Genomic DNA, 25,422 nt, shown 5'->3' on the forward strand with positions numbered 1-25,422 from the left:
AAACGACCATGACAGACACTCAAAAACGGGTAGCCATGGGCTACATCAAAGGCGTATTCGGCATTAAAGGCTGGCTTAAAATTGCTGCCAATACCGAATATACCGACAGCCTGCTGGACTACCCCGAGTGGCAGTTGTGCAAGGATGGCAAAACCCTGAATGTTGTGCTTGAGGCAGGTAAAATTGTCAATGGCGAACTTCAGGTCAAATTTGAAGGTATAGACGATCGCGACCAAGCATTTGCCTTGCGCGGCTATACCATCGAAATCCCCAGAGAGTCATTCGCCCCTACTGAGGAAGACGAATACTACTGGGCAGATTTAGTCGGCATGACCGTCATCAACAAAGAAAACATCGTCCTCGGCCAAGTCAGCAACCTGATGGAAACCGGTGCAAATGATGTTTTGATGATTAAAGGCGAACATGGACAAATCCTGATTCCCTTTGTCTCCAACTATATCGAATCTGTCGATACCGACAGCAAAACCATTATCGCCGACTGGGGTTTGGACTACTGATGCTGATCCAAGCCATCACCATTTTCCCAGAGATGTTCGACAGCATTGTCAAATATGGCGTTACAGGCAGAGCAAGAAAACAAAATCTTTGGCAGTTTCAAGCCATCAATCCCCGAAAATTTGCCGACAACAAACTCGGTTATATTGATGATCGCCCCTTCGGAGGTGGTCCGGGAATGATTATGATGGCGCCGCCGCTTCAAGCAGCAATTGAAGAAGCCAAAGCAAACTCGCAAAAACCTGCCAAAGTAATTTATCTCAGTCCGCAAGGTCAGTCGCTGACACATAAAAAGGCCGCAGATCTTGCCGAACTGCCCCATCTTATTCTTCTATGCGGACGCTATGAAGGCATAGATGAAAGACTATTGCAAAGCAGTGTGGACGAAGAAATCAGCATTGGCGACTTTGTCGTCTCAGGTGGCGAATTACCCGCCATGATGTTGATGGATGCTGTCTTAAGATTGGTTCCGGGCGTATTGGGCGATATACAGTCAGCCGAACAAGACTCGTTTTCAGACGGCCTTTTAGACTGTCCTCATTACACCAAACCCGTAGAATTCCAAGGCATGACAGTTCCTGATGTCTTACGCTCAGGGAATCATGGCTTGATTGCCGAGTGGCGATTGAAACAATCACTGCGACGCACTTTAGAGCGCCGACCCGATTTATTGGAAAAGCGCAGTTTAATCCCAAAGGAATCCCGCCTCTTAAAAGAAATCTTGCAAGAGCAACAGGAAATCCAATCATAACTTAGGAAAAACAAATGAACTTGATTCAACAATTAGAGCAAGAAGAAATCGCTCGCTTGAACAAAGAAATCCCTGAATTCGCTCCAGGCGACACCGTTGTCGTATCTGTACGCGTAGTTGAGGGTTCTCGCAGCCGTCTGCAAGCATACGAAGGTGTTGTTATCGCTCGCCGCAACCGTGGCCTGAACAGCAACTTCATCGTTCGCAAAATCTCTAGCGGCGAAGGTGTAGAACGTACTTTCCAACTGTACTCTCCTACCGTAGAAAAAATCGAAGTTAAACGCCGTGGTGACGTACGTCGCGCCAAACTGTACTACTTGCGCGGCCTGACCGGTAAAGCAGCTCGCATTAAAGAAAAATTGCCTGCTCGCAAAGGTTAAAGCCTTCATCAAAAACCCACTTCAATGAAGTGGGTTTTTTGTTTTTATACAAGAACGCCTTGTCTTTCTTACACAATCCTGTAAGCCAATCACAATTCCCATCTCACGCATAAACTTAAACAGAATTATAACTCCCCCTGCTTCTTTTAACCTTTATAACAAAGGCCGTCTGAAACAAAAGATGCAGACGGCCTTTAATCACATCAGACGGTTATTTAAACCATCTTGCCAATGCTGGGATACGCGACAACAACAGTGTATCCAAAATCCAAATAACAGCGATTGTAGCAATGGCCGTTGGAAAAATCACAGCCAAAATCAGAAGTGGCACAGCCATTGCCCACCATACCGGAAATTTAATTTTCTGTGCAGGAGGAACTAAACCTCGCGCTTCCGAAGGGCGGCGTTTCCACCACATTACACAACCGCTGACACAGATAAAGATAATCGCCAGGCAGAACAAGACATTTGCCAATACGCTCCACCAGCCCAGCGTACCCATATGCAAAGCAATGCTTGCCGCCATGAATTTACCAAACCAGTTGTAATCATCGAAATGAATATCAGCCAGGATTTTGCCACTGTATTGATCAATGTGTACCGTACGATCCGCAGTCGGACTAATCATATCGTAGCTCATTGAGTCTTGCGACAGCGTCCATACACCGGTCTCACCCTTAGGCAAATTAAGCTGATAGCGACCTTTAAAGCCAATTTCGCGCGCAAAGCGGTCAACCGTCTCCAACGTCATCGGCTCACTCGGATTAATGCCGTTTTCGCCCATTGTCGTACCGGAAACCGGCATAGGCGTCAGCTCCAAAATCCACGGCACTTCTTTGGATTTACCGTCGTTCAGCACATCACCATGGGTTGATACGGAAGATACAGGATTAGGCTCCACGCCCCATTTACCCGTAGGAAATTGACTCCACGCTTGAACCACTTTACCACCCCAAATACCTGCCCAAGCAACGCCCGACAGACAGAACAGCAATAAAATCAAAGAAACCCAAGAGCCAAATGCACCGTGCAGGTTGCGCCACCAAGAACGACCTTTGCCTGCTTTAGGTAAAAAAACAGCCTTCAGACTACGCTGTTTTACCCACCACAAATAAATACCGGTCACAATCATGATGATGGTTAGCGACGCAGCGGTTTCCAACAGGTAGTCCCCTGTCGCCCCAATCATAATATCGCCGTGGATTTCATCCATCGTGTGATACCAGCCTTGACCGCGCGGCATCGTGTTCACGACTTTTGCCGTATAGGGATCAACGGCAACCATAGTGGCTTTATCGTCATTGTTCACGCGGAATACGGCAACCATATCATCTGTGCGCGGCGCAATATACTGCACCACAGAGGAAGTTTCCGGATTCACAAACTGTCTGGCAGCTTCAGCCTGAGCCGACAAAGGCTGAACCACTGCCTGAGGCGTAACATGTATGCGCTCGCCTTCTTTACCGGTAATATTGGCAAATAGCAGCATTCCCAACCCTGTAACAGCCAGCAGGGTTAAAAACGGCGCAACCAAAAGTCCGGCATAAAAATGCCATCGCCAAACAGTCAAATAACGGCGGTTAGCCTGTTGTTCATTTTGGGAAGTTGGTTTTGTTTCCATATATTCTCTTTATATAGTCAAAGCAGACTAATTATTACGAATTAGTATCAGGCATTTTAATCAAAAACATTCATTTAAGAAACCGTTTTTCCGATGCAGCTTTGAAATACTTCAATATTTAGTTTTCAGGCCGTCTGAAAAACAAAATAGACAGAAAACAACACTTTACTGAAAATCCGTTTTAATTATTGCGGTTTCGGCAGAATTTGGTAGAATACAGGCATTACTTATTTATTCATCAAGCCGCCAAGCTTTGGCGGCTTGTATTTTTATTTCCAATCCGGCTACCGCGCGTGGCCGGATAAAATTTTAAAAGCATCATCATGCTTTCATGGAGAACTCAATGCAAAAAATCCCTTTGACCGTCCGTGGTGCAGAATTGTTGAAACAAGAACTTCAACACCTCAAAAGCGTAGCACGCCCAGAAGTCATTGAAGCCATCGCCGAAGCACGTTCACACGGCGACTTGTCTGAAAACGCAGAATACGAAGCCGCCAAAGAGCGTCAAGGCTTTATCGAAGGCCGCATTGCCGAGTTGGAACACAAACTCTCTATGGCGCACATCATCAACCCTGCCGAAATCCATGCAGAAGGCAAAATTGTGTTCGGCACAACTGTGACACTGGAAGATTTGGAAACCGAAGAACAAGTTACCTACCAAATCGTCGGTGAAGATGAAGCAGACATCAAAGAACACAAAATCTACGTTGGCTCCCCCATTGCCCGAGCCATGATCGGCAAAGAAGAAGGCGACGTTGCAGAAGTTCAAGCACCCGGCGGCGTGCGTGAATATGACATCATTGCCGTGCAATATATTTAAATAAACAAAAGGCCGTCTGAAAACATTTTCAGACGGCCTTTTGCTGTACCTAAAAACACCATAATCAAAGAAAATAAAATCTTCACAGGAGAAGCATAATGAATCTACTATACAAAATTATCCAAACCGCTGCCGCCATGTGGCTTGGTATGCAGCTGACAGCAGGCTATGTTACTGCCCCTATCCTATTCCGCATCCTGCCCAAAATGCTGGCAGGAGAAATTGCCGGCATTTTATTTGCTATTACAGCACTTTGTGGCTTAGTTATTTTTGGCGCAGCCTATGCCTTTTTCAGACGGCAGCTGGCCTTACTTTCTTGGTGGATATTGGTACTTTGGCTACTCTTAGCCTGTAATCATCTTTTGGTTACGCCGGTTATCGAGGCACACAAGTACGGACTAGATAACTGGTTACTGTCCCTAGTAGGTGGAACATTCGGCGTTTGGCACGGCTTATCCAGTATCATCTTTTTGATTTGTACAATACTCGCCGCTGTTTGCGTATGGAAATGGCCCAAGTCAAACTAATCTGTCTTAATAAAAGGCCGTCTGAAAATAAGTCTTTCAGACGGCCTTTTATTTTGAATCATGAATTCCCCGACTCTTCAAATATAAACCATAAAAAAATGCCCTGCAATATGCAGGGCATTTTTCAAAAACCGATTAAGGTTTAGCGTAACCGTGAACGCCATTGTAAGGAGCTGGGATCCAACCTTCATCAGTAGCAGGCAATTCGCCTTGACCTTCGATAGTTTGACCTGGAGCAACTTGACGAGTAACCACGCTGCGGATTTTAACATCAACGCGGCGGTCAGGCTCGATACAAGCGATAAGAGCAGCACGTTTCTTAGCTTTAGAAACTTTTTTGCCCAGTTTAGCAACTTCAGCTTCACAAGTAGCAGTCATTTGAGCTTGAGATTCGCCCAGACCTACTGCAGAGATTTTGCTAGAAGCAACGCCACGACCTACCAAGTAGTTAGCAACTACGTTGGCACGACGCTCAGACAGAGCTTGGTTGTATTGCTCAGAACCCATGAAGTCAGTGTGACCTTCAACACGTACAGTTTGTACGCTTTCGTTGCTCAGGCGTTGAGCCAAAGCGTTCAGGTTCTCTTGAGCTTCAGGACGCAGGTTGTCTTTGTCGAAGCCGAACAGAGTTTTAGAAGACAGGGAAACAGTTTCATCAACATACTCAGGAGCTTGTTGTACAGGAGCAACTGCTTCGCGGTCACCACATTCAACACGGCCTTCGGTAGCTTTGTCGAAGTAGCTGTTTTTCCAGCATTCGCCGTAGTTGTTACGGACGATTTCTTGAGATTGGCTGCTTACGGTGTAACCGTGTTTGGTGTGCGCTTCGCTGGCCATAGCGGTGCCAGAGGCAACCAAGGCAACGAACAATGCGCTTAATTTCAGCTGTTTGGTCATTTTATTCCCTCATCAAATTGTTATGCGGCGGACTAGGAAAGCAACCGCTGCAAAGTACCAATATACAGGCCGCAGTATCAAAACAGCGGCAAATCGGATATATCAGGTTGCACTATAAAGAAGCGCAAGGCAAACTGTCAATACTCGATGCCTTCAAACAATCATGAAGTGCCTGCTTCCTAGTAGTTAATCATGCCGAAAAATCAATCTTGTGTCATTAATTTAGGGCAAAATCAGACAATTCACCTACCTAAAGTTGTACAAAAACAACAAAACCCCTTTCCCTCTTCTTTCCTGAATTTCCTGTTTTCATATCATTAAAAGATATTTTCATTAAAAACAACCATTTTCAAAACTCGGGGCAAAACTGGGCAAAATATGTTAAATTACATGCCGTTTGTCGCACAAAATCCACAATAACAACGTATTCGGTACTACTACCATGAAACTGCAACAATTACGTTACGCCCTTGAAGTTTACCGGCACAATCTGAATGTCTCCGAGGCTGCCGATGCGCTTTTTACATCCCAGCCCGGCATTTCCAAACAAATCCGCCTGCTTGAAGAAGAATTGGGTATCCAAATTTTTATCCGCAGCGGCAAACGTGTGGTTTCCGTTTCGCAACCGGGCAAAGCCGTATTAGAGATTTCGGAACGGATTTTGCGTGATGTACAAAACATTAAAAATATCGGCAGCGAGTTTACCGATCACGACAGCGGCTCGCTAACCATCGCGACAACGCATACCCAGGCGCGCTATGCTTTGCCCAAAATCGTTGCGGAATTTGTCAAAAACTACCCTAAAGTCAATTTGACCATCAAACAAGGCAGCCCTTCTGCCATTGCCCAAATGGTCAGCAGCGGAGAAGCAGATTTGGCAATTATTACCGAACGCATTGACGATCACCCCGAGTTGGGCAAACTACCCTGCTACGAATGGAACCATGCCGTGATTGTTCCGCACGATCACCCTCTTTTGGACTGCCGCAATCCTTTAAGCCTTGAAGATTTAGCTTCTTTTCCGCTAGTTACTTACGAATTTGCTTTTAATTCCGGCAGCAGCATTGCGCGTACATTTAATAAAGCGCATATTGAGCAACCTGATGTTGCCTTATCGGCTGCCGATACAGATGTATTGAAGACGTATGTCCGCTTAGGCTTGGGCGTTGGTTTAATGGCGAAAATGGCGTACGATCCTGCGGTCGATCAAGATTTACAGCTGATTGATGCGGCACACTTATTTGAACCATCACCCACTTGGATAGCCTTACGCACCGATACCTACCTGCGCGGTTACGCGTATGACTTTATCCAGATGTTTGCACCGAAACTGACCAGAGAAGTAGTCGACCGCATTCTGTACACGCCGGTTGTTGAAGATTTTTCAATTTAATATCTGACTATAACTTGCGTAACTTAACAATTATTCTTTAATTCTTGTTAAAAAGGCCGTCTGAAATATTTCAGACGGCCTAAGATTCAGATAGCGTGCGAACAACCAGAAACCATTTTCTTCAAGGTTGTCGCATCTAAGATTTTGATGTGCTTGTGTTCAACAGAAATCAAGCCTTCATGATGGAATTTAGACAAGGTGCGGCTGACTGTTTCCAGTTTCAGCCCCAAATAGCTGCCGATTTCCTCACGCGACATCCGCAAGATAAAATCATTGGCGGCAAAACCTCGTGAATAGAGACGCTGAGACAGATTGAGTAAGAATGCTGCCAATCGCTCTTCAGCGCGCATATTGCCCAAAAGCAGCATAACGCCCTGATCTCGGACAATTTCGCGGCTCATCAAGCGGAAAAAGTGAGAACGGAGGCTGGGAATATCCTGACCAAGTTCTTCAATATGTGTAAACGGAAGCTCGCATACCTCGCTGTCTTCCAAAGCCACAGCATCACAGCTGTGAATATGGGAACAAATCCCATCCATACCGATCAGCTCGCCCGACATAAAAAAGCCGGTTACCTGATCTCGTCCATCTTGGCTGGCAACTGTTGTCTTAAAGAAGCCCGCACGGATGGCAAATAAAGAGGTAAACGGCTCGCCGGCACGGAACAGGTATTCACCTTTTTTCAGACGGCGGCTTTGACGGATAACCGCGTCTAATTGTGAAAATTCGTTAGGCATCAGTCCGACAGGCAAACACAGCTCGCGTAAAGAACATGTGGAACACAAGGTTTTCATTTGATGTGTTGCATTGTGTGTGGCCATAACGCACCTTTAATTTGCTTAGTTCTCTCAATCCCTGATGAAGCCGAATAACTATTGACCCATGTCAAAGTTGGCATATCATTATGAGGCATTCTACCAAACTATCGAAATTTTGACTAAAATTTTCCCTAATTTCCTTACTTCATACTACAAGCCCCGACCATGAAAATCATCCCTATCTCAAATAACACTAACACAAACAATGAATTACCGGAATTCGACCGCGAATTGATTGCCAGTTTGCCATCAAGCGGTCCACGTTATACATCCTATCCGACCGCCGACCGCTTCCATGAAGGCTTTAAAGAAGCCGAATATATCCAAGCTTTAAACCTGCGTAACATGGGCGCGCTCAACAAACCCCTTTCACTCTACATCCACATCCCCTTCTGCAATACCATCTGCTACTACTGCGGCTGCAACAAAATCATTACCAAAGACAAAAGCCGTGCCGATGCCTATATCCAGTATCTGGAAAAAGAAATGGAGTTGCTGGCACCGCATTTAGGCGGACGACACCAGCTTGCGCAACTCCACTTCGGCGGCGGCACGCCGACATTCCTAAGCGACGACCAACTCGAACGCGTCTTCGAAATGATCCGCAAATACTTCCAGCTCATCCCCAACGGCGAATACTCCATCGAAATCGACCCGCGCAAAGTCAGCCGCAAAACCGTCCTCAAACTGGGCAAACTCGGTTTCAACCGCATGAGTGTCGGCATTCAAGACTTCGATCCTAAAGTGCAGGCAGCCGTCAACCGTATCCAAAGTTACGAAGAAACCAAAGAAGTCATCGATGCCGCCCGCGAAGCAGGGTTCAAATCCGTCAGTGTCGATTTGATTTACGGCCTGCCGCACCAAAACACCGAAAGCATCAAAACCACCATCGACACGGTCTTGTCGCTTGACCCTGACCGCCTCGCCCTCTACCACTACGCCCACCTGCCGCATATCTTCAAACCGCAACGCCGTATCGACACCAATGTCGTTCCCGGCAGCGAAGAAAAACTCGATATGCTGCAATATTGCGTCCAAACCCTGACTGAGCGCGGCTACGTTTTCATTGGCATGGACCACTTTGCCAAACCTGACGACGAACTCTCCATCGCCCTCAAAGAAGGCTTCCTGCAACGCAACTTCCAAGGCTACTCAACCTATGCCGACTGCGATTTGGTAGCGATCGGCGTGTCCTCTATCGGCAAAATCGGCAGCACCTACTCCCAAAACGAGCGCGACATCGATGCCTATTACGCCGCTCTTGATGCCGGACATCTGCCGATTATGCGCGGCTACCAGCTTGATCAAGACGATATCCTGCGCCGCAACATTATTCAGGATTTAATGTGCCGCTTCTCGCTTGATTATCAAATTTACGAAAGCGTGTTCGGCATTCCGTTTAGCCGCTATTTTGCAGCCGAACTGGAAGATATGAAGCAACTTGAAACCCTCGGCCTGGTCCGTCTCAAACCGCACAGCCTGACCGTGACACCGAAGGGCCGTTTCCTGATCCGCAACATCGCCATGGTGTTCGACTACCATTTGCGCCATAAAGAAACCAAAGCCAAATACTCGCAAACCGTATAAACAGGAATGGAAAAGGTCGTCTAAAAATTTTCAGACGACCTTTGTTTTTATTTTCAATACTTTCGGGTAACATAAAACCATATTTTCCGCTTTATCAGAATTCAAAGTTAATTTGTATAGGCGCGTATCCTATGGTTACCGAACAGCAAAACGATATCCTCAGCATCAATCAAGTACAGCTTCTCCTTGCAGAAAAACGCACGGCACTTGCTATCATGCGTACGGGCATTGCCGTTTTCGCACTCCCTTTGTCTATTTTCAGTGCGCTGATTGCGACATCGAAATGGTACGAGGCCGTTGATGTTTGGCCTTTGCTCGTACTGGTCAGTCTGATGAACATCAGCTTGATTATTTTCTCGGTCTATCTAATTACCCGCTCGCTCCGTAGAATGCACCAATATGACCAGCTGATTGCCGATATCAAATACAACAATCAGTCTTTGCGCAAACTGATTAAGTCATAAAATGCAGATAGTTGGGGCTACACATAGGTCGTCTGAAAATCAAAATATAGCGGAACTCCAAATATGTATTAAAACATGATTCTGCCAAACATACCGTAATTATTCTTGGTGACGTTACTGTACACTTTGCTCCCCCATTTGAATCGATACGATACCATTGAAGTAATTGGGATTAAAATGAACAACAAATATAAAGAATGGATAAAAATCATACTGCTCCCTCATTTAATAACGGCTATTTTTTTAGGGCCAGCAATAATTGTTTTTTGGTCAGGTGGATTTATCGGTCTCTATTCTGTTATAAACGTGTTCAGTGAATTAGGATCGCTTAAATATTATATTTATATTGGAATTCCTTTAATTTTTATAATGTTCTTACTTGGGTTTTATTGGAGAAATCTGAAAATAGGGAAGATACTGACTTCTTCTGCGATATATTTATGGTTTCTCTTAGGTTTTTTATGCCTAGGGTGGCAGATATAAACTTATTGAAATGATCAACTCAATTGGATATTAGGAACCCTGCTGGATACACCGATCGTGTGTAGACAAATACGAATGCAGTCTGCAATTTTGGTTTGTCCAGTCTCTTGTCTCAAACGCTTTTAAAATATGGAACAACCTGATTTTTTCCCCATCCCCAGTCCCTGCATCGGCGTTTGTGAAGCCAATGCCAAAGGCTATTGCAAAGGCTGCCTGCGCAGCCGGGAAGAGCGCTTGTACTGGCTCCAGATGACCGACAGCCAAAAGCATCAAGTCATGCACCTTCTATCCCTCAGGAAAGCCAAAATCCGCAACCGCAAAATGGAAAAAACCGAAACGGGCGAACATCCGGTTCAAAACCTGCTCGATTTCTAAATTGCCCTTGCCTACCGCACACCACAATAAGGAAAAACATGAAAAAACTGCTTGCCTGCCTGCTTGTGCCATTGACTGCCCTCGCCCTGGGCGCCTGCAAACCCGCCGCGATCTCACCCGACAACAAACCTGCCGAACTTAACTGGCAGCAGCCTAAACTGACCAGCAATGTTTGGAAAATCAGCAAAGAAGGCCAACCCGATTCCTACCTGCTCGGCACCATCCACATGGGACGAACCAATCAAACTTTGTCTTCCGATGCGGTCAAACTGTTGCAATCCACCAACCAACTGACCACAGAAATTGACCCACTGCCGGACAGCAGTCCGGAAACGAAAAAAATGTATCAAAAATACTTCAAAGAAGTCATGAGTACCGAACCGCTTAGCCGCAAGCTTGGCAAAACAGATTTCCGTCTTTTACAAGAAATCTATTCAAAAAATGAAGAAAGCCGACCCATCACCAGAATTGCCGACAAACTCCACCCGTGGGCAGCATTGGTTTTTGCCGGCAGCGCATTTCCCCAAGGATATAGCGCAGAAACCGGTGCAGATATGTTGCTGACCAACGCAGCAGTCAATATCAACAAACCGCGTAGTTCATTAGAAAGCTTGGACGAAGTTTCCGCAATCTTCAAAGCACAGCCTGAAGAAACCATGCTCAACTTTCTGAAAGCCAGCATTAAAACCAATAAAGAAGAAACCGAAGATATCAAAAAACTCCATCAAGCCTATTCAGAAGGCCGCTTTGAAGAACTCATCCCACTTTTGGAAGAAACCGAACAGTGCACCCTCAAACGTGTTGATGCTAAACACTCCAAAGCCATGTCCGATTGGCTGAAAAACGACCTCCTGATCCGCCGTAACTTGGCATGGCTACCTGAAATCCGCAAGCAATCGGCCAAACAAAGCACCCTCTTTGCTGTCGGCATTGCCCATTTACCCAGCGGAAAAGGCTTAATCGAACTATTGCGTCAAGAAGGCTATCAAGTGACGCCCGAACCCAAAGTCCTGATTTGGCAATAAACCCAATCAAACAACAAGGCCGTCTGAAAGTCTTTCTTTCAGACGGCCTTTATTTAATCTCTATTAAATGAAGCGGTAAGCAGCGTTGAGCGCAAAACTCAATCGCCCAATGCCGCTACCATCACCGCTTTAATCGTGTGCATCCGGTTTTCTGCCTGATCAAACACAATACTGGCTTCGCTTTCAAAGACTTCTTCCGTTACTTCCACACCATTCAGGCCGAATGTCTCATAAATCCATTCACCGACTTTGGTTTCACGATTATGGAAAGCAGGCAGGCAATGCATAAACTTGACTTGCGGATTTTCAGCCGCGGCCATTAATTCGGGCGTAACTCGGTAATCTTTCAGCAAATCGATACGTTCCTGCCACGCCTCTTTAGGCTCACCCATGCTGACCCACACATCGGTATGGATAAAATCCACGCCTTTCACGGCTTCTTTCACATTCTCCGTCAACAGAATCCGTCCACCGGTCTCTTTGGCAACAGCCTGCACTGTCTCGATAATGTTTTCAGACGGCCACAAACTTTTCGGTGCACCGATACGCACGTCCATGCCCAGTTTCGCAGCCAACACCAGCAACGAATTGGCCATGTTGTAACGCGCATCACCGACGTAGGCAAACGCAATTTGGTTCAAAGGCTTGTTGCTATGCTCGCGCATCGTCAGCGCATCAGCAAGCATTTGAGTCGGGTGAAACTCGTTGGTCAAACCATTGAACACAGGCACGCCTGCATACTTGGCCAGCTCTTCCACCACATCCTGTCCAAAACCGCGATATTCGATACCGTCAAACATCCGCCCCAAAACCCGCGCCGTATCCTTAATACTTTCCTTATGCCCAATTTGGCTGGCAGAAGGCTCCAGATAAGTTACCCCTGCCCCTTGATCGCGCGCGGCCACTTCAAACGCGCAACGGGTGCGGGTCGATGTTTTCTCGAAAATCAGGGCAATGTTTTTCCCCTTCATCCGCTGCACCTCGCGCCCTGCTTTTTTAGCGGCTTTCAATTCGGCGGCAAGATCGAGATAGGCAGTAATTTCTTCCGGCGTGAAATCCAAAAGTTTTAAAAAATGGCGGTTTTTCAGGCTCATGTCTTATTTCTCTTTTTTCTAGCGTGGGCGTTGCCCAACATTTTTCTCCATGCAGATTTCGTCGGGCTTCCACCGACCTTCTGCTGCTCAATTTTTTTAACGTGCGAAGCCTGCCCGAAGCATGGCCCCTTATCCTCTATCAAAACTCAAAACAAGGCCGTCTGAACCTCGCCTCTCTCCAAGGCAAGCAACGATTGTTTGCGGTTCAAACCGCCTGCGTAGCCGGTCAGCTTACCGTCGCTACCGATAACGCGGTGGCAGGGAATCAAGATAGACACCTTGTTCTGCCCGTTTGCAGCGGCAACGGCGCGAATGGCTTTAGGATTGCCCAACTGTTGCGCCTGCTCCTTGTAGCTGCGCGTTTCGCCGTAAGGAATAGTCAGCAGCGCATTCCACACCTGCTGCTGAAAGGCTGTACCTATCGTTTCCAAAGGCGTCGCAAAAACTTTTAGACGGCCTTGGAAGTATAAATCCAATTCTTGACGCAAAAGTTGCGTTTGCTCATTTTCTTGGAAAATAAACTGTCCGTTCAAAGCTTTTTGGACAGCCATGATTTCCTGTTCCATATGTTTCTGCCCGACAAATTCCAGCAGACACAAACCCTTGCTGCCGAACACCGCCAACATCTCGCCCAACGGCGTGGCAACCGCGGCCGCAGTCAGTTCGTTCGGACTATCAGGATAACGCGTTTCCAACAGTCGGATAGCTCGGCGGATACGGACATATTCTTCAGGCGCACAACCGATACAGTCAATAAAATCCTGCTCAAACTGCTTGGCTTCGTGTTCGGTAAGACGCTCGTGCAGTAAGGCTTCGAGAGTAGCGGGAAAGTCAGTTTCCAACTGCTCTCGGATTTCATTCCACTTTGATGGAAGCTCGTTTAAAGAAGGCAGAGTAATCATATTTTGCCTTGTTCAATTATCGATAACTTAAGAGAAAACCGAAAGAGCAAAAGAATCGTATCGCCCTATCGTTTTTCAAAGCCTACGGTACGGCCTTTTCACTTCAACAGGCGTTTCAACATACCTTCATACACCGCCGACAACTTCGGAATATCTTCCAAACGTACGTTTTCGTTGATTTGGTGGATGGTCGCGTTAGACGGGCCTAATTCGATGAGCTCTTTCGCAATGGCTTTGATGAAGCGTCCGTCCGAAGTGCCGCCGGTGGTGGACAATTCAGCCTCAACGCCACAAATCTCGGCAATGGCTTCGCGTGCCACATCGGTCAGTTTTCCTGCCTGTGTCAGGAAAGGTTGGCCTGAGCAAGACCACTGCAAATCGTATTGCACGCCGTGTTTATCCAAAATGGTATGAACGCGTTGTTTCAGCCCTTCTTCAGTAGACTCGGTAGAGAAACGGAAATTGAATTTGACGTTTAGCTCGCCCGGAATCACATTGGTCGCGCCTGTGCCGCCGTTAATATTGGAAATTTGGAAACTGGTCGGCGGGAAGTATTCGTTGCCCTCGTCCCAGACTTCCTGCGTCAGCTCCAGCAAGGCCGGGGCAAAAGTATGCACGGGATTGATTGCCAAATGCGGATAGGCAATATGGCCTTGCTTGCCTTTGATGGTCAGATTGCCCGACAACGAGCCGCGTCGGCCGTTTTTCAACATATCGCCCAATTTATCCACGGCAGTCGGTTCGCCGACGATACAGTAATCAATCAATTCGCCACGCGCTTTCAATACATCGACAACTTTGGTTGTGCCATCCAGCGCATCGCCCTCTTCGTCTGAAGTAATCAGGAGCGCGATACTGCCTTGATGATCGGGATATTCGGCAACGAAACGCTCACAGGCGGTAACGAAGCAGGCAATGCTGGTTTTCATGTCCGCCGCGCCGCGGCCATACAGACGGTCTTCACGCTCGGTCGGTTCAAACGGAGGCGAATCCCATTTTTCAACAGGACCTGTCGGCACAACGTCGGTATGTCCGGCAAAGCAGAACACCGGAGCCTGAGTACCGCGGCGCAACCAAATGTTTTTGGTGTCGCCGAAATGAAGCTCTTCTACGGCAAAACCGATTTTTTGCAGGCGTTCGGCCAGCAGTTGTTGGCAGTTTTGGTCATCCGGCGTAACGGACGGGCGGGAAATCAGCTCTTTGGCAAGCTCTAGGGATTGGGTTTCGGTCATATTTGCTCACTTTGAGAAACAGGCCGTCTGAAACGTTCTGAATATGATTTTCAGACGGCCTTGAGTTTATTTGAAGATACTGAATGGGCAGTTTCCCTTTCTGCATCCTGATTTATTTTCCATGACAAGCTTCATACAGCGGCAGTAAGTCTTCCACTGTTTCCACTATCCATTTCGCGACATCCTGCTTGCCCAAATCATCGCGTTCGATGTGTTTGCCGATACAGAAGAAATCTTTATCGTCTCGAAGCTTTCTATCGCCGTCGCTTTGTTGGGCAACGGTACGATAATCGTCATATTCGCTTTCCGCACCGTGCCACATATCGAAGGAAGCGTATTTTTCAGTATCAAAATTATCCAGCCAGCGGTTGTAATCAGGCAGCGCAATGGGAGAAACATCGGCTTTATAGCAATGCCAGTCCAAGCTGACGCTCAAACGGCGGCGATTCAGCAAAATCGATAAAATCGCTGCGGAATTTTTATATTGTTCGTATTTGAAATAGGCAAAAAAATGGGCGCGGACCTGCCAGCCGTTACACCAGCGTTCGATATGCGGCGGCGCAAACGGTGCACCCAATTCGGCGGCAACCTGCTGGATTAGCTGCTGCCATACCTGCCAGTTTTCTTTATAGTCTGCCTTGATTTGCGGAATGCTTTCAGGCTGGTATTTTTTAAGCTGGGAAAACTGGAAAAAAGGGATATTGAACAAATCGCAACTTTTTGGGGTCAGCATAGTGTATTCCTTGAGACGATTGTTTCAGACGACCTTATTTGCGGCGGCGTGCAGCCATAATTTCGCCGATTTCGGTCAGTTTTTCTTTGGGGATAAAGGTTTTGCCCATATCAAATAGCGGCTCTTCAATCGCCAGATGAACATCATATCCTGCGACAAAGCGTTTGAACGTTTCCGCATCGGGGATATAGGCGTTGTCTGCTTCGAGTTTGGCGAATTCGGCAGATACCGCCGCCCAGTTGTTGTGCAGGCTGATATGTTGGCGCAAAAGCTCGTCAACGCTTTCTTGAGCTTGCGGCGCATATTGCAATAGAAGCGGGAAGAAATTTTCTTCTTCGTCTTCATGGTGCAACGGCGCGGCAACATTAAAATATTGGGCAATTTGGCGGATGGTTTGCAAAACGATTTGATTGCAGCCGTTTTCGGCAATATAGTTCGACAACATGGCAACCTGGCTGCAGAAACGGCGCACTTTGCCATGACAGGCGTACAGCATTTCAATGGGTTCGGCAAAAGTAACGCTTTTGGTTTCAAACGGATTCATGGTTTTGAAGTTTTATTCTTAAATTAATGTTTCCAGATTATAACAAAACAGCCTGCGCAAGGCAGGCTGTCTGTTTTCGAGCTTGAGGCGGATTAGTCAACCAAAGTAACTTTACCGTTCATCAAAGCGCCGTGACCTGGGAAGGTACAAGCGAATTTGTATTCGCCGCCGGCCAATTTAGCAGGATCCAGAGTCAGGGAAGCTTCTTCGCCGCCGCCAACCAGTTTGGTGTGGGCAACAACGCGTGCGTCGTCAGGTTTAACGTAGTCAGTTGCAGCAGCACCGGCACCGTCTTTGAAAATACCGTCCATGTCTTCGGCTTTACCGATGACGATGTTGTGACCCATGCTTTCTTTAGGTTGGGTACCAGTGTGTTTCAAAGTGATGGTGAATTCTTTACAAGCTTTGCTCACTTGGATTTCTTTAGTGTTAAACTGCATAGCGTCGTTGGCTTCAACAGTAGTTGCGCAGTTGCCGGCAGCAGGAGCGGCGGCAGCATCGGCTGGAGCAGCTTCAGAGGCAGGAGCGGCATCGGCAGGTGCAGTAGTTTCTGCAGGAGCAGCTTCAGAAGCAGCGGAAGCAGCAGGTGCTTCAGCAGGTTTTGCAGCTTCTTGAGAGCATGCAGCTAAGCCGATAACGGCAGCGGAAATCAGAGCCAGATAAGCTTTCATTGATGTATCTCCTAATGATGAGAGTCTTGTTAAGTTCTATTAATAGAACCCGCGCGAATATATTAACAAAGACAAATGTCAAACTTAAACTTATTCACGCAGAGTGATAAGAAATTCAGGCGTTATTTTGCTACAAACTTCACACGAAATCAAAATTTCAGGCCAAGTTTACATCAGTTTACCTAAAAGAAAACAGTTACTGTTTAGGTCGTATTTCTTTAGTATTAGATGCTATCAGTCAAATGAAATAAATTTTAACATTTATTAACCATAATCTCATTCGGCATGATTTTAGCGGCTGTGCTTGCGCACCAATTCTGCCAATGCCGCCGCCAATTCGGGATGTTTGCCTTCCAATTTGGCTGCCGCCTCATCGAAGCTGTCTAAAGCTGCCTCGCTCAATCTCAAACTATTGGTTTTCGGCTGAGCCGGAGGCTTGGGAACTACCCTGACCACCACTTCCCTGACGCCTGTATGCAATGTTTGCAACTTGGGCAACATGGCAGGCAGGATCATTTTCAAACGCGAAGCAGCCATATTATTGGCGGCAAGCAAGACCAATCTTCCGTCTTCTACGCAGGCCGTCTGAAAATGCGGATGCAGGTTGGCCGGCAAAACCGTTTTGATTTTTGCATCCAATTTCCGCCATTGTTGCGATTGTTGCAACAAGCCCGCCAATAAATGATTGCGCTTGCCTAATTGTGCTAAATCCATATATTTCAGACGGCCTCTCAGTAAATTAACCAAACAATTACAATTGAAATACAGCAAAACCGCCTTTATTTCAAACAGCATTACCGCGTTATACAAGCGCTTGTGTTAAAATCCCAATTTCGCCCACTATTATATCAAGGCGCAGGAATTATTCATGCTGACAAACATTGCTAAGAAAATCTTCGGCAGCCGCAACGACCGCCTGCTGAAACAATATCGTAAATCCGTTGCCAAAATCAACGCGCTTGAGAAACAAATGCAGGCATTGAGCGATGCAGAACTGCAAGCTAAAACAGCCGAATTCAAACAACGTCTCGCCGACGGACAAAGCCTGGACGACATCTTGGTCGAAGCCTTTGCCGTCTGCCGCGAAGCATCAAGCCGTGTATTGGGCATGCGCCACTTTGATGTACAGCTTATCGGCGGTATGGTTCTGCACAACGGCAAAATCGCCGAAATGCGTACCGGTGAAGGTAAAACTCTGGTGGCCACCCTTGCCGTTTACCTGAATGCATTGTCAGGAAAAGGCGTCCACGTCGTTACCGTCAACGACTACCTCGCCTCCCGTGACGCGAGCATTATGGAGCCTTTGTACAACTTCTTAGGCTTGAGTGTCGGCGTGATCGTCGCCGATTTGCAACCTTTCGAACGCCAAACCGCTTACGGTGCCGACATTACTTACGGCACCAACAACGAATTCGGCTTCGACTACCTGCGCGACAATATGGTTACCGACCAATACGACAAAGTTCAGCGCGAATTGAACTTTGCCGTTGTCGACGAAGTGGACTCCATTCTGATCGACGAAGCGCGTACGCCGCTGATTATTTCCGGCCAGGCAGATGACAACATCCAGCTCTACCGCGTAATGGATGCCGTTCCGGCCCACCTTATCCGCCAAGAAACCGAAGAAGGCGAAGGCGATTACTGGGTAGATGAAAAAGCACACCAAGTTATTCTGAGCGAAGCTGGTCACGAACACGCCGAGCAAATCCTGACACAAATGGGCTTATTACAGGAAAACGACTCGCTCTACTCTGCCGCCAATATTTCCCTGATGCACCACCTCATGGCGGCATTACGTGCGCACACCCTGTTCCACAAAGACCAACACTACGTCATTCAAGACGGTGAAATCGTGATTGTGGACGAATTCACAGGCCGTCTGATGGCCGGCCGCCGTTGGTCCGAAGGCTTGCACCAAGCTGTTGAAGCCAAAGAAGGCGTAGAAATCAAACGCGAAAACCAAACGCTTGCATCTATTACCTTCCAAAACTACTTCCGCCTGTACAGCAAACTATCCGGTATGACCGGTACGGCCGACACCGAAGCCTTCGAGTTCCAAAGCATTTACAACCTCGAAACCGTCATCATCCCGACCAACCGTCCTGTACAACGTAAAGACTTCAACGACCAAATCTTCCGCTCAGCTGAAGAAAAATTTGAAGCCGTTGTCAAAGACATTGCCGAATGCCACAAAAACGGTCAACCGGTTTTGGTCGGCACCACCAGCATCGAAAACTCCGAACTGGTTTCTGACTTGTTACACAAAGCCGGTCTGCCGCATAACGTTCTGAACGCCAAAGAACACGAGCGCGAGGCATTGATTGTAGCTCAAGCCGGTAAAGTCGGCGCAATTACCGTTGCCACCAACATGGCAGGCCGCGGTACCGATATTGTTTTGGGCGGCAACCTCAAACATCAAATCGAAGCCATCCATGCCGATGAAACCCTGAGCGAACAGCAAAAACAAGCGCAAATTTCTGCCCTTGAAAGCGGTTGGCAAGCTGAACACGACCAAGTTGTGGCCGCAGGCGGTTTGCATATTATCGGTACAGAACGCCATGAAAGCCGCCGTATCGACAACCAGTTGCGTGGTCGTGCCGGCCGTCAGGGCGACCCCGGCTCCAGCCGTTTCTATCTATCGTTTGAAGATCCATTGTTGCGCCTGTTTGCACTCGACCGTGCCGCCGCCATCCTCAACCGCCTGGCACCTGAACGCGGCGTTGCCATCGAACACGGCCTGCTGACCCGTCAAATCGAAGGCGCACAACGTAAAGTCGAAGGCCGCAACTTTGATATGCGTAAACAGGTTTTAGAATATGATGACGTTGCCAACGACCAACGTAAAGTGATCTACCATCAACGCAACGAAATCCTGACCAGCAAAGATGTCAGTGATTTGACCCGCGAAATCCGCGCCGACGTTATCAGCGACTTGGTTGATTACCACATCCCGCCTGACAGCATGGAAGAGCAATGGGACATTCCAGCACTGGAGCACCAACTTGCCGCCGATTTCCGCCTGCATGTCGATATTAAAGGCTGGCTGAAAGAAGACAGCACTTTGGACAACCAAGACATTAAAGAACGCCTCATCAAGCGCATCGAAGACGAGTATGCCGAAAAAGTTGAATTGGTCGGCAAACAGGCTATGTCAGACTTCGAACGCAATGTTATGCTGCAAGTTATCGACAACCAATGGCGCGAACACCTCGCCGCTATGGACTACTTGCGCCAAGGTATCCATCTGCGCAGCTATGCTCAGAAAAATCCGAAACAGGAATACAAACGCGAAGCTTTCGCCATGTTTGAAAATCTGTGGCGCGGTATCAAACAAAACATTGCCGCTTTGCTGACTGCCGTTCAAATCGAGCGCAATAGCGAATACGACCACACCGCCGCACAAAGCGTCAGCGATGTTCAAACCGTCCACTCCGATGCGCCTGATATGGAAGAATTGCTCGGTCAATCGCAAACCGATTTGGTTACAGAAGCGTTCGACCCTGACGGCACAGACTTCAGCCCTGAAGCGCTTGCACAAAACGGCCTGATTGTTCACCGCAACGATCCTTGCCCTTGCGGCAGCGGCCTGAAATACAAACAGTGCCACGGTAAATTGAACTAAGTAGTCATCTCAAAAGGCCGTCTGAACGGTGAAACGAGAATCTTTGATTTCGTTCTCACATCTGTTCAGACGGCCTGAGAATTATCCAAACAAGTAAAAAATTTCCAAACCCAATTTCAAAAGAGTATCCCTATGGCAGGCAATACCTTCGGACAAATCTTTACCGTTACCACTTTCGGCGAAAGCCACGGCGCAGGCTTGGGCTGCATCATCGACGGCTGCCCGCCAGGATTAGAATTGAGCGAAGCGGATATCCAATATGACCTTGACCGTCGCAAACCCGGCACCAGCCGCCACGTTACCCAACGTCGCGAAGCCGACCAAGTCGAAATCCTCTCCGGCGTATTCGAAGGCAAAACTACCGGTACACCTATCGCTCTCCTAATCCGCAATACCGACCAACGCAGCAAAGACTATGGCAATATCGCCACCAGTTTCCGCCCCGGACATGCCGATTACACCTACTGGCACAAATACGGTACACGCGACTATCGCGGCGGCGGTAGAAGTTCCGCCCGCGAAACCGCTGCCCGCGTTGCAGCCGGAGCAATTGCGAAAAAATGGCTGAAAGAAAAATTCGGTACTGAAATTACCGCCTACGTTACCCAAGTAGGCGAAAAAGAAATCCAGTTTGAAGGTTACGAATATATTTCCCAAAATCCTTTTTTTGCCGCAAACCAAAGCCAAATTGAGGACTTGGAAAACTATATGGACAGCGTGCGCAAATCATTGGATTCTGTCGGCGCAAAACTTCATATCGAAGCAGCCAACGTCCCTGTCGGCTTAGGCGAACCAGTTTTTGACCGCCTCGATGCAGAAATTGCCTATGCCATGATGGGCATCAATGCCGTCAAAGGCATGGAAATCGGCGCAGGTTTTGATAGCGTAACTCAACGCGGCAGCGAGCACGGCGACGAGCTCACGCCTCAAGGCTTTCTATCCAACCACTCAGGCGGCATCTTGGGTGGCATCAGCACCGGACAAGACATTCATGTGAATATTGCCATTAAACCGACCAGTTCCATCGCCACACCGCGCCGCAGTATTGATATAGAGGGCAACCCTGTCGAACTTGCCACACACGGCCGCCACGACCCCTGCGTCGGATTACGCGCCGCTCCGATTGCAGAAGCCATGCTGGCATTGGTCTTGATCGACCACGCCTTACGCCATCGTGCACAAAATGCCGATGTTCAGGTTAATACACCAGACATTGCCAAATTGGAAAAATAACCGTTTATTTCTGAATATTCTCAGAAAAATTTAGCCAAATCACAGTCTTTATACTACAATAGCACCTTATTGCCGTATGACGAAAATACGGATTTATATTAGAGGAATACAACCGCAATGGCACAAGAAACCGCTTTGGGCGCTGCGCTGAAATCTGCCGTCCAAACTATGAGCAAGAAAAAACAGACAGACATGATTGCCGACCACATTTACGGCAAATATGATGTATTCAAACGATTCAAACCGTTGGCCGTCGGTATCGACCAAGACTTGGTTGCCGCCCTGCCCCAATACGACCCTGCACTGATTGCACGCGTACTGGCTAACCACTGCCGCCGTCCGCGCTATCTGAAAGCCCTGGCTCGCGGCGGCAAACGTTTTGACTTGAATAACCGCTTCAAAGGCGAAGTCAGCGCAGAAGAACAAACCATCGCCCAACAGCACCCAGCCGTTCAACAGGCATTGGCTGCACAAGCCGAACGTCAAGCCGCTAAGGCTACTACAGAAGCAGAAGTAGCTCCTACTCAAGCCGAGACCAACGAAGCTTCTGAATAATGTTCAGACGGCCTGATAAGGCTTGCACTAAATAAATAGAGCCCCAATTTAATACGACATCTTTAACGTCGATGAATTGGGGCTTTTTATTGCCTTAACCTTATAGTGGCTGATTAAAAATAGCCTTGTTTACCCCCACCAAGCCAAGTTTTGAAACCAAAATCTTTTCTAAGCTATTCCCAATAAGGTATTTCTTTATTACGCTGATTATTCTTGTATCAATTTAAACATTGAACAACATTATTTGTTCGACATTAAAGCAATCTAAAATCTACTCTTATGAACATAAGTAAAGGCCGTCTGAAATATCTTTCAGACGGCCTTTTTAAATCAAACAGTCAGTTAAAACACGGCTTGCAAAACCAAATAGCTGACAACAGACAAAACGGCAGCAGCAGGCAAGGTAATAACCCAAGCAAGGCCGATCGGTTTCATCAATTTCCAGTTGGCATTGCGGTTAACCAAGCCGATACCCAAAACTGCACCTACCAAGATATGGGTACTGGAAACAGGCAAGCCCATAAATGATGCGGCCATCACGACGGCGGCGGCAGAAAGCTCTGCTGAGAAGCCTGACGCGGGGTGCATTTCTGCTAAGCTGGTGCCTACGGTTTTAATCACTTCTTTACCGACAAACCATAAGCCGACGATCAAAGCGATACCGAAAGTCAACATGGCAATTGGCGGCACGGCGTTTTGAGAAGTAATGCTGTTGGTACGCAGCACATCCATAATCGCGGCAAACGGACCAATCGCATTGGCAATATCGTTTGCACCATGGCTGAATGCGAAACCGCAAGCAGTAAATACCTGCATCCATGAGAACATTTGGAAAGTCGATTTATCCAAATCTTTGCGTTTCAAACTTTTGGCGAATACAAACGTACCCATCCAAATAGCTGCGCCGATCATGAAAATGGTCAGGAAGCTGTTGACGTTGCTCATGCCCAAATGCAGATTTTTCAGACCTTTAAAAATCAACATGGCCGCAATCATCATGCCGCCGACAGAAGCAATAAACGGCACCCAGGAATGCAGTGCTTTGTAAGAATCTACTTCGCCCTTACGGCTGTCAAAGCGGTGCAGACCGCGATAATACTCAGACTGCAATTCTTCAGGATCAAAGTCCGGCTCATCATAAATTTGGGCATCGTGCGCCATTTTGGTGGCGTATTCGACTTTTTCAGATTCACTCAAGGCATCAAAAAACAGGCGGTGCTCTTCTTTATAGGCTTTCTTCTCCAACTTGATGCCTTTGAGCGTATTATCGGCCCAAGAGTTGTAGTCCAAAACGTTTTTCTTAATTCGTGAAAACAATAGATAGGAAACGATGCCACCTAATACCGGAGACAAAATCCAAGACAAGGCAATTTCGCCCAACTTGTCCCATTGAATCAGCGCAATGGAATCCACACCGTTCAATGCCGCCATACACAAGGCACTACCGACGATACCGCCGATAATGGCGTGTGTCGTAGAAACCGGCAGACCTTTGCGCGATGCAAAAAGCAGCCACAATGCCGCAGCCAAAAGCGCAGACATCATAATAAAAACAAACTGCATCGGATCCAGATGCATGCCATTCAAATCGACAATACCCTTACGGATGGTATCTGTTACCTCGCCGCCGGCAATCACTGCGCCGCTGACTTCAAATACTGCCGCAATCAGCAAAGCTTGCGGAATAGTCAATGTGCCGGAGCCGACACTTGTACCGAAAGAGTTAGCAATATCGTTACCACCCACATTAAACGCCATGAAGACGCCGAAAAAGGTAGCAAGGATAAACAGGCCGGAGTGGTTGTAGTGGGTATAACCCAGGCCCCAATAAATAAAATAGCCGACCATGCTCACAAGCATAGCGGCAAAAACCGTATTAATCAGCTTCAAGTTCGCACTCGACTGAGTTTGAGCCATGGAAAGTTTCCTTTTGGAAAACATGTTGAGTCACGTTATTTTAACCTCTTTGTAATCTTTCTTGCACCAACTATTTACATTAAATGCCGAAATTCCCGTAAAAACGTCAAAAGGCGTTAAAATGTCGCTTTACCTTCTCTTTCTGTAACCGAAATGCAACCCCAATACTATATCGGCATCATGTCCGGAACCAGCATGGACGGTGCCGATGCCGTACTGATTCAAATGCAGGGCAAGCAATGGCAACGAGCCGTTGCCCACAGCTTTCTACCCTATTCAGACGGCCTGCGCCAAGAATTGTTGGCACTACAAGACATAGGCGAAAATGAATTGCACAGAAGCAATATCCTGGCGCAAACACTCAGCCGCCTATACACCCAAACCGTCCAACAACTATTGGCAGAACAAAACCTGTCGGCCAAAGACATTGCCGCAATCGGCTGCCACGGACAAACCATCCGCCATGCGCCTGAATACGGTTACAGCATTCAACTGGTTAACCTCTCCCTGTTAGCTGAACTGACCGGCATTTTCACTGTCGGCGACTTTCGCAGCCGCGACCTTGCCTGCAACGGTCAAGGTGCACCCCTCGTCCCAGCCTTTCACGAAGCGCTGTTTCGAGATGCGAATGAAACCCGAGCCGTACTCAACATTGGAGGCATTTCCAATATCAGCATCCTCCCGCCCGACAGCCCTTCTTTCGGCTTCGATACCGGCCCCGGCAATATGCTGATGGATGCATGGATGCAACATATCTGGCAGCAGCCTTACGACAAAAACGGGGAAAAAGCCGCACAAGGCAAAATCCTCCCCGACCTGCTCGCTTCCCTGCTCGACCATCCTTATTTCAGCCGCCCTTATCCCAAAAGTACAGGCCGAGAGTTGTTTTCCCTAAGCTGGCTTCAAGGCCGTCTGAAAGGTAATGAAAAGCCGGAAGATGTGATACGCACATTGGTCTTTTATACCGCACAAACCATTTTTGACGCGACCAAACAAGCTGCTCCGGCGATTCATAATCTTTACATCTGCGGCGGCGGCATCCGCAATCCGGTTTTGATGCAAGACTTGGAAACCCTGTTTTCTCCCGACACCAAATTGCACAGCACAGCCAAGCTCCATCTTGACCCGCAATGGGTCGAAGCTGCCGCTTTTGCCTGGCTTGCAGCCTGTTGGTGCAATCAAGTTCCGAGCAATCCCTACCATGCAACCGGCGCACATTCACACCGAATTTTAGGCTCGGGACATTACGGTAACTAAAGTCG

25 protein-coding genes are annotated in these 25,422 nt (G+C 47.6%); 14 read left to right on the forward strand and 11 right to left on the reverse strand.

Annotated features, from left to right (window positions below; all coding sequences use genetic code 11):
* Nucleotides 1-8 precede the first annotated feature (8 nt).
* From rimM to rplS, 3 genes are read left to right on the forward strand one after another with little or no spacing between them, the layout of a single operon-like run.
* Entirely contained in the window at nucleotides 9-518 is a 510-nt protein-coding gene (gene rimM / locus HMPREF2696_RS00510) for a ribosome maturation factor RimM (protein ID WP_049336741.1), read from the forward strand.
* On the forward strand, nucleotides 518-1,267 hold the full coding sequence (gene trmD / locus HMPREF2696_RS00515; RefSeq protein WP_049336742.1) for a tRNA (guanosine(37)-N1)-methyltransferase TrmD: 750 nt from the start codon (nucleotides 518-520) through the stop codon (nucleotides 1,265-1,267). Before rimM ends, trmD begins: the two co-directional genes overlap by 1 nt.
* Before the next feature lie 14 nt (nucleotides 1,268-1,281).
* The gene (rplS, locus tag HMPREF2696_RS00520) at nucleotides 1,282-1,647 is read left to right on the forward strand and encodes a 50S ribosomal protein L19 (RefSeq protein WP_003679470.1); all 366 of its coding nucleotides are present in this window, start codon (nucleotides 1,282-1,284) and stop codon (nucleotides 1,645-1,647) included.
* Nucleotides 1,648-1,858: 211 nt separating this feature from the next.
* On the opposite strand, the gene HMPREF2696_RS00525 is transcribed toward rplS, so the two are convergent.
* Nucleotides 1,859-3,268, reverse strand: a complete 1,410-nt coding sequence (locus HMPREF2696_RS00525) for a PepSY-associated TM helix domain-containing protein (protein ID WP_070587453.1) — start codon at nucleotides 3,266-3,268, stop codon at nucleotides 1,859-1,861.
* Nucleotides 3,269-3,611: 343 nt separating this feature from the next.
* On the opposite strand from HMPREF2696_RS00525, the gene greA reads away from it, so the two are divergent.
* Together greA and HMPREF2696_RS00535 are read left to right on the forward strand one after the other, a co-directional pair.
* Nucleotides 3,612-4,088, forward strand: a complete 477-nt coding sequence (greA, locus tag HMPREF2696_RS00530; protein WP_070587455.1) for a transcription elongation factor GreA — start codon at nucleotides 3,612-3,614, stop codon at nucleotides 4,086-4,088.
* 98 nt (nucleotides 4,089-4,186) lie between these two features.
* Nucleotides 4,187-4,615 carry a DUF4149 domain-containing protein gene (locus HMPREF2696_RS00535; protein ID WP_004519635.1) on the forward strand — a complete coding sequence of 143 codons (429 nt, stop codon included), beginning with the start codon at nucleotides 4,187-4,189 and terminating at the stop codon, nucleotides 4,613-4,615.
* Nucleotides 4,616-4,750: 135 nt separating this feature from the next.
* Here the strand turns inward: HMPREF2696_RS00535 and HMPREF2696_RS00540 are convergent, their stop codons facing one another.
* A complete protein-coding gene (locus HMPREF2696_RS00540) occupies nucleotides 4,751-5,512 on the reverse strand; it encodes an OmpA family protein (RefSeq protein WP_070587458.1) in 762 nt (253 codons plus the stop codon).
* Between the two features lie 442 nt (nucleotides 5,513-5,954).
* Between HMPREF2696_RS00540 and HMPREF2696_RS00545 the strand changes: the two genes are divergently transcribed.
* Complete coding sequence (locus HMPREF2696_RS00545; protein WP_049344882.1) at nucleotides 5,955-6,905, forward strand: CysB family HTH-type transcriptional regulator; 951 nt, start codon at nucleotides 5,955-5,957, stop codon at nucleotides 6,903-6,905.
* A gap of 86 nt (nucleotides 6,906-6,991) precedes the next feature.
* Here the strand turns inward: HMPREF2696_RS00545 and fnr are convergent, their stop codons facing one another.
* Nucleotides 6,992-7,726 carry a fumarate/nitrate reduction transcriptional regulator Fnr gene (gene fnr, locus HMPREF2696_RS00550; protein ID WP_039862092.1) on the reverse strand — a complete coding sequence of 245 codons (735 nt, stop codon included), beginning with the start codon at nucleotides 7,724-7,726 and terminating at the stop codon, nucleotides 6,992-6,994.
* A 162-nt stretch (nucleotides 7,727-7,888) separates the two neighbouring features.
* On the opposite strand from fnr, the gene hemN reads away from it, so the two are divergent.
* From hemN to HMPREF2696_RS00575, 4 genes are all read left to right on the forward strand, one after another.
* On the forward strand, nucleotides 7,889-9,310 hold the full coding sequence (gene hemN, locus HMPREF2696_RS00555; RefSeq protein WP_004519630.1) for an oxygen-independent coproporphyrinogen III oxidase: 1,422 nt from the start codon (nucleotides 7,889-7,891) through the stop codon (nucleotides 9,308-9,310).
* 131 nt (nucleotides 9,311-9,441) lie between these two features.
* Nucleotides 9,442-9,774 (forward strand): hypothetical protein, encoded by a 333-nt coding sequence (locus HMPREF2696_RS00560; RefSeq protein WP_004519629.1) that lies wholly within the window; start codon nucleotides 9,442-9,444, stop codon nucleotides 9,772-9,774.
* A 612-nt stretch (nucleotides 9,775-10,386) separates the two neighbouring features.
* Nucleotides 10,387-10,632, forward strand: coding sequence for a DUF1289 domain-containing protein (locus tag HMPREF2696_RS00570; RefSeq protein WP_004519627.1), 246 nt, complete (start codon nucleotides 10,387-10,389; stop codon nucleotides 10,630-10,632).
* Between the two features lie 38 nt (nucleotides 10,633-10,670).
* Nucleotides 10,671-11,657: a TraB/GumN family protein gene (locus tag HMPREF2696_RS00575; RefSeq protein WP_070587461.1), complete on the forward strand. Its 987-nt coding sequence runs from the start codon at nucleotides 10,671-10,673 to the stop codon at nucleotides 11,655-11,657.
* 98 nt (nucleotides 11,658-11,755) lie between these two features.
* Here the strand turns inward: HMPREF2696_RS00575 and argF are convergent, their stop codons facing one another.
* From argF to HMPREF2696_RS00610, 7 genes are all read right to left on the reverse strand, one after another.
* Nucleotides 11,756-12,751 (reverse strand): ornithine carbamoyltransferase, encoded by a 996-nt coding sequence (argF, locus tag HMPREF2696_RS00580; RefSeq protein WP_004519625.1) that lies wholly within the window; start codon nucleotides 12,749-12,751, stop codon nucleotides 11,756-11,758.
* A gap of 146 nt (nucleotides 12,752-12,897) precedes the next feature.
* Nucleotides 12,898-13,653 carry a methylated-DNA--[protein]-cysteine S-methyltransferase gene (locus HMPREF2696_RS00585; RefSeq protein ID WP_004519623.1) on the reverse strand — a complete coding sequence of 252 codons (756 nt, stop codon included), beginning with the start codon at nucleotides 13,651-13,653 and terminating at the stop codon, nucleotides 12,898-12,900.
* Nucleotides 13,654-13,751: 98 nt separating this feature from the next.
* Nucleotides 13,752-14,885: a succinyl-diaminopimelate desuccinylase gene (dapE, locus tag HMPREF2696_RS00590; RefSeq protein WP_004519622.1), complete on the reverse strand. Its 1,134-nt coding sequence runs from the start codon at nucleotides 14,883-14,885 to the stop codon at nucleotides 13,752-13,754.
* Between the two features lie 112 nt (nucleotides 14,886-14,997).
* Nucleotides 14,998-15,618 carry a glucose-6-phosphate 1-dehydrogenase family protein gene (locus HMPREF2696_RS00595; protein ID WP_004519621.1) on the reverse strand — a complete coding sequence of 207 codons (621 nt, stop codon included), beginning with the start codon at nucleotides 15,616-15,618 and terminating at the stop codon, nucleotides 14,998-15,000.
* A 34-nt stretch (nucleotides 15,619-15,652) separates the two neighbouring features.
* Nucleotides 15,653-16,162 (reverse strand): hemerythrin domain-containing protein, encoded by a 510-nt coding sequence (locus HMPREF2696_RS00600; protein ID WP_004519620.1) that lies wholly within the window; start codon nucleotides 16,160-16,162, stop codon nucleotides 15,653-15,655.
* Between the two features lie 92 nt (nucleotides 16,163-16,254).
* On the reverse strand, nucleotides 16,255-16,833 hold the full coding sequence (gene azu, locus HMPREF2696_RS00605) for an azurin (RefSeq protein WP_003748712.1): 579 nt from the start codon (nucleotides 16,831-16,833) through the stop codon (nucleotides 16,255-16,257).
* Between the two features lie 291 nt (nucleotides 16,834-17,124).
* On the reverse strand, nucleotides 17,125-17,547 hold the full coding sequence (locus HMPREF2696_RS00610) for a DciA family protein (protein WP_039862113.1): 423 nt from the start codon (nucleotides 17,545-17,547) through the stop codon (nucleotides 17,125-17,127).
* A gap of 154 nt (nucleotides 17,548-17,701) precedes the next feature.
* Here HMPREF2696_RS00610 and secA point away from each other — a divergent pair, with 154 nt between their 5' ends.
* From secA to HMPREF2696_RS00625, 3 genes are all read left to right on the forward strand, one after another.
* On the forward strand, nucleotides 17,702-20,455 hold the full coding sequence (gene secA / locus HMPREF2696_RS00615) for a preprotein translocase subunit SecA (RefSeq protein WP_049335622.1): 2,754 nt from the start codon (nucleotides 17,702-17,704) through the stop codon (nucleotides 20,453-20,455).
* Nucleotides 20,456-20,587: 132 nt separating this feature from the next.
* A complete protein-coding gene (aroC, locus tag HMPREF2696_RS00620; RefSeq protein WP_004519617.1) occupies nucleotides 20,588-21,688 on the forward strand; it encodes a chorismate synthase in 1,101 nt (366 codons plus the stop codon).
* A gap of 117 nt (nucleotides 21,689-21,805) precedes the next feature.
* A complete protein-coding gene (locus HMPREF2696_RS00625; protein WP_004519616.1) occupies nucleotides 21,806-22,243 on the forward strand; it encodes a ProQ/FINO family protein in 438 nt (145 codons plus the stop codon).
* Nucleotides 22,244-22,585: 342 nt separating this feature from the next.
* On the opposite strand, the gene HMPREF2696_RS00630 is transcribed toward HMPREF2696_RS00625, so the two are convergent.
* A complete protein-coding gene (locus tag HMPREF2696_RS00630; protein WP_039862088.1) occupies nucleotides 22,586-24,160 on the reverse strand; it encodes an inorganic phosphate transporter in 1,575 nt (524 codons plus the stop codon).
* Nucleotides 24,161-24,313: 153 nt separating this feature from the next.
* Between HMPREF2696_RS00630 and HMPREF2696_RS00635 the strand changes: the two genes are divergently transcribed.
* On the forward strand, nucleotides 24,314-25,417 hold the full coding sequence (locus HMPREF2696_RS00635; protein ID WP_004519614.1) for an anhydro-N-acetylmuramic acid kinase: 1,104 nt from the start codon (nucleotides 24,314-24,316) through the stop codon (nucleotides 25,415-25,417).
* The last annotated feature ends 5 nt before the right edge of the window (nucleotides 25,418-25,422 follow it).

Source organism: Neisseria sp. HMSC058F07 (genome assembly GCF_001810035.1).
GTDB lineage: Bacteria > Pseudomonadota > Gammaproteobacteria > Burkholderiales > Neisseriaceae > Neisseria > Neisseria perflava.